Raw genomic sequence first — 8,423 nt, 5'->3', positions numbered from 1 at the left:
CGCACCCACCCCAAACAACAACGTCGGCCTTCAAGACCACAACCGGGTCCTGAAGGCCGACGTCACGCGAAGGGCCGAATTAACCAACAGCGTCCGGGCCGGGCGGGCCCTCCCCGGGCTCAGACTGCCGTGCGGGCGCGGGCCCTGGCCACCAGTCCCAGCACCACATCGACCGCCAGGAACACCAGCAGGCTGATGCCCAGCAGCGGCACGAACCAGCCCGCCAGGACGGTGAGCGCCGCCAGCGGCAGCAGCGCCGTGACCGGAACCTTCCGCCAGGCGCCGCGCGGCATCGGGCGGCCGGCGCTCAGCCTGCGCTCCTTGGTGGGCCTGCGCAGCCACCACATGCGGTAACCCCAGACGATCAGCATGATCAGGGCGAACGCGAGGGCCGCCAGGGCCAGCTGGTTGGCGAGGCCGAGGAAGACGCCGGTGTGGGCGTCGATGCCGAAGCGGGTGAGCTTGGCGAGCAGCGGGTAGTCGGCGAAGCGCAGTTCGTCCATGACGCGGCCGTCGGCGGGGTCGACGGCGACCGAGTCGAGGTGGACCGGGAACTGGGCGTCGGTCTCCTTGACGACGTAACCGCTGCCCTCGCTCGGCAGGATCACCGAGAGCTTGCCGTCGATACCCGCCTGGCGCGCGGCCGCGAGCGCGTTGTCGATGCCGACGTCCATGTTGGCCATGCCCTCGTGGGAGCCGCCGCCACCACCGTGGCCCTCGTGTGCCTCGCCGCCGTCACCGGCGCCCTCGGTCAGCGCGGCGGAGACCACCGGGGTGGCGCCGCCGAGCTGGTCCTGTACGGCGCCGATGTTCTCGCCCGCGTACCGGGACCAGGTGAGGCCGGTCGCCGAGAGCAGGACGAGACCCAGCACCGCCCACATGCCGACGGTGCCGTGCCAGGAAAGCGTCCTGCGGCGGCCCTTCGCCCCGCGTTCGGGAACGATCAGGTCGCGCTTGGCCGTGCGCCTGCGTCCGAGCCACAGCAGCAGACCGCCGAGTGCGACCACCCACAGCCAGCTGGCGGCGAGTTCGCTGTAGTAGCGGCCGAGGTCGCCGAGGAGCAGGTCACGGTGGAGTTCGTCGAGCCAGGTGCGCAGCGGCAGGGCGCCGGAGCTGCCGAAACTGGTCAGCTCGCCCCGTACCTCCGCGGTGTACGGATCGACGAAGACGGCGAGCGATTTGCCCTCCTCGACCTCGGGTGACGTCATCAGCACCCTGGTCGTCGCGCCGTCCTCGGCCGAGGGCCAGACGGCGGTCACCGTGCCCTCGGGGTGGGCCTTGCGGGCGGCGGCCAGCTGGTCGCCGACCGGCAGGGAGCGTTCGCCGACCGGGACTTCGAGTTCGTTGCTGTAGAGGAACTTCTCCGCCTGGAAGGAGAGGGCGTAGAGCAGCCCGCTGGTGGCGGCGACCAGCAGGAGCGGGGCTATGAGAAGGCCCGCGTAGAAGTGCATGCGCAGGACGAGGGGGCGCAGGGCACTCCAGGTGCTCGGGCGGTCGCCGGCTGCGGTGGCCGCCGGGCCGGGCTCCGCTTGCGGGGTCTGTACGGGGTCGTCAATGGCCATGACTGTCCTCGGAGTTGTCGCTGGTGACCTGGGTCACGGGGCGTGGGAAGCGGCCCCCTGGTCACGCGGTCCGACGCGGTCGGACGCGGTCAGCCGGTGGCAAGTGCGGGGGCCGTGGCGCGGGTGGTCCGGGCCGGGGGCGGCCCGCGCCGCGACAGGGTGTGCGTGAGGACGACGCCGTGGCCGTGGCGGCGCGTGGTGCGGGGCTCCCGGCGGCGTACCGGCTCCGGCAGTGCGGGCGTCCGTACGAGGGCGAGCAGCAGCCGCAGCGGAGTGAAGGCCAGCGCGCCGACGGCGCGCGCGAGCCGGAAGAAGGCCGCTTCGCCGCGCGCCAGCCACAGGCCGCAGACGAGCGCCGCGGCGACGTGGGCGGCGGTCATCGCGAGCGACGACGAGCCCTGGATCTGGGCGGAGGCGGTTGCCGCGGCGGCCATGGCCTCGGGGTCCATGGCCGGTTGCTGAGCGACGGGCATGTGATGGTGACCCGCGCCGGGCCCCTGCGCCGTACCGAAGATGAGGTGCAGTGCGCCCTGTACGGCGAGGAGGCCGCCGCCGACGGCGAGGAGACCGTGCCGCCGGTGGCCGGTGGTCCAGGCGAGGCCGCCCGTCACCGCGAAGGCCGCGAGCAGGCCCAAAACCGGAACTTCATGCCCGGACATGGACGAATGCCCCACGGCGGCCGTAAGTACGCACACCGCCGCGAAGAGTGCGGCTCGCAGTGCGCGCAGGGGCGACCGGGCGTCCGTCATGGTCCGCACATGTTGCCATCCCGGGAGGCTTCGTGGGGGCATGGGTGCAGGACACAGCCGTGCGGGGGGGGTGGTGGTAGGTACACCCCGAGCCCGGGTGCCGGACCCAATGACCTTGGTGGGCGGCACAGGCAAGACTGTGCGTGTACCCGGCGGACGGGCCGCCGAGGAGAGGCTGGACACCATGATCGTGACGAAGATACGCAACGCGTTCCTTGCCGGAGTACGAGGACTGGCACTGATGATCGTGTCGCTCACGGCGTCGGTCGTCCTGTTCACCTTCACGATCGTCTCCCTCGCGCTGATCCCGATCGGGATCGGCCTGTTCACCACCCCCGTCGCACTGACGGCGCTCCGGGGCTACGCCGGTCAGCGGCGCCTGCTCACGGCCAAGTGGTCGGACGTACGCATCCCGGCCCCGTACCGCCCGATGCCCTCCGACCTGCGGGGCGGCTTCATCGGGCAGGTCGAGCGGTGCGTGCTGATGCTGAAGGACCCGGCGACGTGGCGGGACTTGCTGTGGCTGCTGGTCGACATGACGGCCGGCTGCGTCAGCGCACTGCTGCCCGCGGCACTGTTCCTGTACCCGCTGGAGAGCCTGGTGCTGGCGGCGGGGCTGTGGCGGCTGTTCACGGAGGGCGGCGCGTACTGGTACGGCCCCGTCGCCGTCCACAGCCAGGGGACGGCGCTTCTCGCGGTCGCCTTCGGTCTCCTCGTCTTCGCGACGGCCGTGCGCTACAACCCGGCTCTGCTGCACGCCCACTTCGTCCTCACCAGGTCGCTGCTCGGCCCCACCAACGAGATGACGCTCGCGCAGCGCGTCGACCACCTCACCGAGACGCGGCACGATGCCGTCGACTCCTCGGCCGCCGAACTGCGGCGCATCGAGCGGGACCTGCACGACGGCGCACAGGCCAGGCTCGTCGCCATGGGTATGAACCTCGGCACCATCGAGGCGCTCGTGGAGAAGGACCCGGCCCAGGCCAAGAAGCTCCTCGCGACGGCCCGCGAGTCCTCGGCCGAGGCCCTGACCGAACTGCGCGACCTGGTGCGCGGCATCCACCCGCCGGTGCTCGCCGAGCGCGGACTCGGCGACGCTGTGCGGGCGTTGGCGCTGCGCCTGCCCGTAGAGACCGAGGTGACGGTGGACCTTCCCGGACGGGCCGGCGCGCCGGTCGAGTCGGCGGCGTACTTCGCGGTCAGCGAGGTCCTCACGAACGCCGTCAAGCACGCCGGCGCGGACCGGATCTACGCCGACATCCATCACGCCGACGGCATGCTGCGGATCTCCGTGACCGACGACGGGCAGGGCGGGGCGGCCGTCGGAAGGGGGTCGGGTCTGAGCGGTGTCGAACGCCGACTCGGTACATTCGACGGCATCCTGGCCGTCAGCAGTCCCGCGGGCGGTCCCACCATGGTGACCATGGAGATCCCTTGCGAGTTGTTCTAGCCGAAGATCTCTTCCTGCTCCGCGACGGCCTGGTCCGGATGCTCGAAGCCTTCGACTTCGAGATTCTGGCCGCCGTGGAGACCGGGCCCGAACTCTCCCGGGCGCTCGCCGAGTTGGAGCCGGACGTCGCTGTCGTCGACGTCCGGCTTCCGCCGTCCCACACCGACGAGGGCCTCCAGTGCGCACTGGAGGCCCGCCGGGCGCGGCCGGGCCTGCCGGTACTCGTCCTGTCCCAGCACGTGGAGCAGCTGTACGCCCGCGAGCTGCTGGCCGACGGCAACGGCGGCATCGGCTACCTGCTCAAGGACCGGGTGTTCGACGCGGAGCAGTTCGTCGACGCGGTACGGCGGGTGGCGGCCGGCGGCACGGCGATGGACCCGCAGGTGATCTCCCAGCTCCTCTCGCGCCGCGCCCAGGACAAGCCGATGGGCGGCCTGACGCCGCGCGAGCGAGAGGTCATGGAGCTCGTGGCGCAGGGCAGGTCGAACGCGGCGATCGCGGGCCAGCTCTTCGTCACCGAGCGGGCCGTGGCGAAGCATACGTCGAACATCTTCGGCAAGCTCGGCCTGCCGGTGTCCGACGACGACAACCGGCGCGTACTGGCCGTACTGGCCTACCTGGACCGGGGGCAGGGCGGGCGCTGAGGCCGGGCGCGGCCGCCCCCCGTCGCAGGGAGCGGCCGGGCCGCGCTCTCAGGAACCGAACCAGCTCGCCGCGTCCAGCCGCAGGCCGCCGGCGGGGACCATCGTCCGCAGAGCCGTCTCCAGCTCGCCCACCCGCTCCGCGCCGAGCGTCTCGACCCAGCGCGCCCGCAGCCGGTCGAAGATCGCGGCCGACCGCACGAGTACGTCGGCTCCGCGCGGCGTGAGCCTGACCAGCTTGCGCCGGCCGTCGGCGGGGTCGTGCGCCCGCTCGACGTAACCGAGCCGCTCCAGCCGCTCGACCGTCTTGCCCGCGGCCTGCTTGGAGACGCCGAGCCGCCGGCCCAGCTCCCCCGGCGTCGCACCGTCCGGGCCGACCGCCTGGAGGGCGAAGCCGTACGCCGGGCGGACGTCCGGATGGCCCTGCTCGGCCAGCTCGGCGTGCAACTCGTCGATGAACGACCGGAATCCGGCGAACAGCAGCAGCGGAAGCTCGTACCCCTCAGCCATTGTGGAACTCGTCAACGTGGTTTACCTTTTCGTCAATCACGTTGACGAGTTTACTCCTCGAGGAGACCACTTGACCGCCGCCCTGTTCCCCGACCACACCACCGCGACCGCCCCCGCCGCCGCCCGACGCTCCATGGAGGCGACCACCAAGCGCCTGGGCTACCTGCCCGCTCCTGTCGCACGCCTGGCCACCTCCCCGCACCTGCTCGACGGCTTCCTGAAGATCAGCGCGATCTTCGAGTCGACGACCCTTGACCCCCTCTCGCGCGAGGTCCTGATCATGACGATCGCGACGCGCAACGGCTGTCACGTCTGCGTCGCGATGCACACGGCGAAGCTGACCGCGCTCGGCGCCGACGCCGACCTGGTCACGTCGCTGCGCGAGCAGCGCCAGTCGGAGCCACAGGAGTCGCAGCCGCTGAGCGACGAACGTCTCGAAGCGGTACGGCAGTTCACGCTGGAGGTCATCGCGACCTCGGGCGCCGTCTCCGACGACACCCTGCGGCGCTTCCTGGCCCACGACTACACCCCGCAGAACGCCCTGGAGGTCGTCCTGGGCATCGGCGCCTACACGATGTCGACTCTGGCCAACCGGATGACCGGCGCTCCCCTGGACGAGCAGCTCGCGCCGTTCGCCTGGGAGGAGTGACCGGCCGGGAAAGAGAATGACCTCATGACCATGACCGAGGAAGTCATTCCGATCCTGCACGTCGAGGACGCCGGAGCGGCGGCCGCCTGGTACGCCCGCCTCGGCTTCGCCAAGCAGTGGGAGCACCGCTTCGAGCCGGGCTTCCCCGCCTTCGTGGAGGTGGCGCGCGGTCCCGTCCGGCTGTTCCTCTCGGAGCACCGGGGGGACGCGCGCCCCGGCACGCTCGTGTACCTGAGGGTGCGTGACGTGGACACCATGGCCGCGGAGTTCGGCGTAGCGGTGGAGGACCAGCCGTGGGCTCGCGAGATCGAGCTGCGGGACCCCGACGGCAACCGTCTCCGGGTGGGAACGCCGGCCGAGTCCGGCTGAGGAGGCGAGCCCCGCCCGGGGCCCGGTTCGGATGGCCGCGGCGACACCGCGCCTTGCCTCACCCCGTACGTCGGGTTCCGTCCCTGTTTGCGAATGGAGATAACTACGAAACCAGAAGAGGTTTGAACAGGGCGCGAACCGCGCCCGTATGGGACGGAGCGCTTCTCCCATGCCGGGACCCCCCTTACCTTCACCCGGCAACGAAGCAGAGGAGTTCCATGCGACGCGCATCAAGAAAACGTTCCACGCTGGCGAACCGGGCGATTGCCGCATCGGCCGCTCTGATCCTGGGCGGGGGTGGACTGCTCGCGGTGAATGTCTACGCATCCGCAGGTGAAGGCTGGTCCGACCCTGAACCGGCTCAGTCCGGTCAGATCCGGAGCGCCGGCCAGCAGATGTCGACCATTGACTGTCCGGAGGTGGCGAACGACCTGCCCGAAGAAGTACCCGATTCGGCGCGCCAGGAAGTCGACCGGGAGCTCGCGGCTCTCGACTCCCAGATCACGGACGCCTACAAGCGGTTCGCCGATTCGAAGGAGCAGATCGCCCAGGACCCGAATCTGGCCCAGAACGCCATCCTCGAGCCGCTGAAGAGCAAGCGGCTGGCTTCCGTCGACCGGATCGCCACGGCCTACGGCCGGGCGGGCGAACGCCCCGAGGGCCTCGAGAGCCTCGCACCCTGCACGCTCCGCGCCGACGACAACGGAGGGGTCGACGGGGACGGACAGGGCGACGGAGGCCAGGCCGACAACGGTGACGACGCCGGTCAGGACGGTGGCCAGGACGCCGGTCAGGACGGTGAGCAGGACGCCGGTCAGGACGCCGGCCAGGACGGTGACCAGGGCGCCGACCAGGGCGGTGACCAGGGCGACGGCGGCCAGGACAACGGCGACGGGAACGAGAACGGGAACAACGGCAACGGCGGGCAGGCCGGCAACGGCCCCAACGCGGCCGACTTCGTCGACATCCAGTCGGTGCAGCCGAACGTCCAGCAGCCGCCCAAGCAGCGCGGCGCGTCCCGGGGCGAGTTCACCACCAAGTGCGGGACCAACGAGAACGGTAAGTTCAATCCGGACAACGTGATCGTCGCGCCCGGTGTGAGCAACGGCGCGCACCACATGCACGACTACGTCGGCAACCAGGCCAATGACGCTTTCGCGAGCGACGACGACCTGGCCCGCGGTCAGACCACCTGCCAGAACCAGGGCGACAAGTCGACGTATTACTGGCCCGTCCTGCGCCTGCAGAACGGCCAGAACGAGAACGACGCCAATGCGGACGGCGGCGGCAAGGACAGCAACGTCGGAGAGATCCAGACTCCCACCGAGGTCTCGCTGAAGTTCGTCGGAAACCCCGTCAGCAAGGTCACCGCGATGCCGCGATTCCTGCGGATCATCACCGGTGACGCCAAGGCATTCACCAATGGTGACGCCAACGCCAACGCGTCCTGGAGCTGCACCGGATTCGAGGACCGCCAGCTCAAGGACAAGTACCCGATCTGCCCGGAAGGCAGCCAGGTCGTCCGTACGTTCAACTTCCAGAGCTGCTGGGACGGACAGAACACCGACAGCGCCAATCACCGCACGCACGTGGCGTTCGCACAGGAAAACGGTGCGTGCCCGAACGGATTCCGTGCCATTCCGCAGCTCGTACAGCGGATCGTGTACGACGTCCCGCCCGGCCCCGGCTTCGCGGTCGACTCCTTCCCCGAGCAGCTCCACAAGCCGGGCACCGACCACGGGGACTTCATCAACGTCTTCAACGGCCGGCTGATGAACAAGGTGGTGTCCTGCGTGAACGACGGGCGTCGTTGCACCTGACGCCCGCATGGGGCGGCCGTCCCCCACCGGCCGCCCGTTCCACCTGCGCGGTCAGCTCCCGTGGTGACCGGAGTGCTTCTCCTCGTTCCCCCCACTGCCACTCTTCCCGGAGTGGTGCGAGGAAGTCTCCACCGTCCCGCCGAGCTGGCCGCGCAGGGCTGTGACCACCTTCTGGTCGCCCACCGCGACCCACTTCCTGCCGACCAGGTACGCCCCGCCGTAGTCCTTGGCCTCGTTGATCCACTCGCGCTGTCCGCGGTCGGTCGCGAAGGTGGCCAGCACGTAGCGGCCGTCGCCGGTCTTGCAGTTCGCCTGACGCAGCTCCTCCGCGTCCGTCTGGATGTTCGGCTCGCACTCGACCTTCGAGGCGAGCTGTTCCAGGCTGCCCTTCGCCGTCTCCGGCACCGGCTTCTCTTCGTCACCGCCCGAGCCGCACCCTGTGGCGAGGAGGGCGAGAACGGCTATGGCTGAGGCTGCGTTCGCTGTACGTCGGCGTTGGTTGCGCATCCGCCCATCGTGCCCCGTTGGGCCAGACGGTGGGGTGGATACGAACACATCGCACGCCCCATTGCTGCGCCCCCGCGCCGTCATTAACGTGCGCCCGGAACGCCCCTGTCGACCCCGTCGCACCTTCCCCCGCCGACGCGGCCGGCCCCACCGTCCCACCGAGGAG

At 70.5% G+C, this 8,423-nt stretch carries 9 protein-coding genes; 5 read left to right on the top strand and 4 right to left on the bottom strand.

The window, feature by feature from the left end:
• Positions 1–119 precede the first annotated feature (119 nt).
• Both ACWIHY_RS23130 and ACWIHY_RS23125 read right to left on the bottom strand, forming a co-directional pair.
• Positions 120–1,562 carry a PepSY-associated TM helix domain-containing protein gene (locus ACWIHY_RS23130; RefSeq protein ID WP_454377556.1) on the bottom strand — a complete coding sequence of 481 codons (1,443 nt, stop codon included), beginning with the start codon at positions 1,560–1,562 and terminating at the stop codon, positions 120–122.
• Positions 1,563–1,651: 89 nt separating this feature from the next.
• A complete protein-coding gene (locus tag ACWIHY_RS23125; RefSeq protein WP_454377555.1) occupies positions 1,652–2,311 on the bottom strand; it encodes a hypothetical protein in 660 nt (219 codons plus the stop codon).
• Positions 2,312–2,495: 184 nt separating this feature from the next.
• On the opposite strand from ACWIHY_RS23125, the gene ACWIHY_RS23120 reads away from it, so the two are divergent.
• Positions 2,496–3,761 (top strand): sensor histidine kinase, encoded by a 1,266-nt coding sequence (locus ACWIHY_RS23120; protein ID WP_454377554.1) that lies wholly within the window; start codon positions 2,496–2,498, stop codon positions 3,759–3,761.
• On the top strand, positions 3,746–4,405 hold the full coding sequence (locus ACWIHY_RS23115) for a LuxR C-terminal-related transcriptional regulator (protein WP_454377553.1): 660 nt from the start codon (positions 3,746–3,748) through the stop codon (positions 4,403–4,405). Before ACWIHY_RS23120 ends, ACWIHY_RS23115 begins: the two co-directional genes overlap by 16 nt.
• A gap of 48 nt (positions 4,406–4,453) precedes the next feature.
• On the opposite strand, the gene ACWIHY_RS23110 is transcribed toward ACWIHY_RS23115, so the two are convergent.
• A complete protein-coding gene (locus ACWIHY_RS23110; RefSeq protein WP_454377568.1) occupies positions 4,454–4,912 on the bottom strand; it encodes a MarR family winged helix-turn-helix transcriptional regulator in 459 nt (152 codons plus the stop codon).
• Between the two features lie 70 nt (positions 4,913–4,982).
• On the opposite strand from ACWIHY_RS23110, the gene ACWIHY_RS23105 reads away from it, so the two are divergent.
• The 3 genes from ACWIHY_RS23105 to ACWIHY_RS23095 all read left to right on the top strand — a co-directional run bounded on the left by ACWIHY_RS23105 (position 4,983) and on the right by ACWIHY_RS23095 (position 7,750).
• Positions 4,983–5,561, top strand: a complete 579-nt coding sequence (locus tag ACWIHY_RS23105; RefSeq protein WP_454377552.1) for a carboxymuconolactone decarboxylase family protein — start codon at positions 4,983–4,985, stop codon at positions 5,559–5,561.
• A 30-nt stretch (positions 5,562–5,591) separates the two neighbouring features.
• The gene (locus ACWIHY_RS23100) at positions 5,592–5,930 is read left to right on the top strand and encodes a glyoxalase superfamily protein (protein WP_454377567.1); all 339 of its coding nucleotides are present in this window, start codon (positions 5,592–5,594) and stop codon (positions 5,928–5,930) included.
• 218 nt (positions 5,931–6,148) lie between these two features.
• Positions 6,149–7,750 carry a DUF1996 domain-containing protein gene (locus tag ACWIHY_RS23095; protein WP_454377551.1) on the top strand — a complete coding sequence of 534 codons (1,602 nt, stop codon included), beginning with the start codon at positions 6,149–6,151 and terminating at the stop codon, positions 7,748–7,750.
• 51 nt (positions 7,751–7,801) lie between these two features.
• Here the strand turns inward: ACWIHY_RS23095 and ACWIHY_RS23090 are convergent, their stop codons facing one another.
• Positions 7,802–8,257: a hypothetical protein gene (locus ACWIHY_RS23090; RefSeq protein ID WP_454377550.1), complete on the bottom strand. Its 456-nt coding sequence runs from the start codon at positions 8,255–8,257 to the stop codon at positions 7,802–7,804.
• Positions 8,258–8,423: the final 166 nt, after the last annotated feature.

The organism is Streptomyces sp. NPDC055287 (assembly GCF_053646035.1).
The sequence above is the reverse complement of the archived record's forward strand: the minus strand, read 5'-3'. Positions and strand labels throughout refer to the sequence as shown.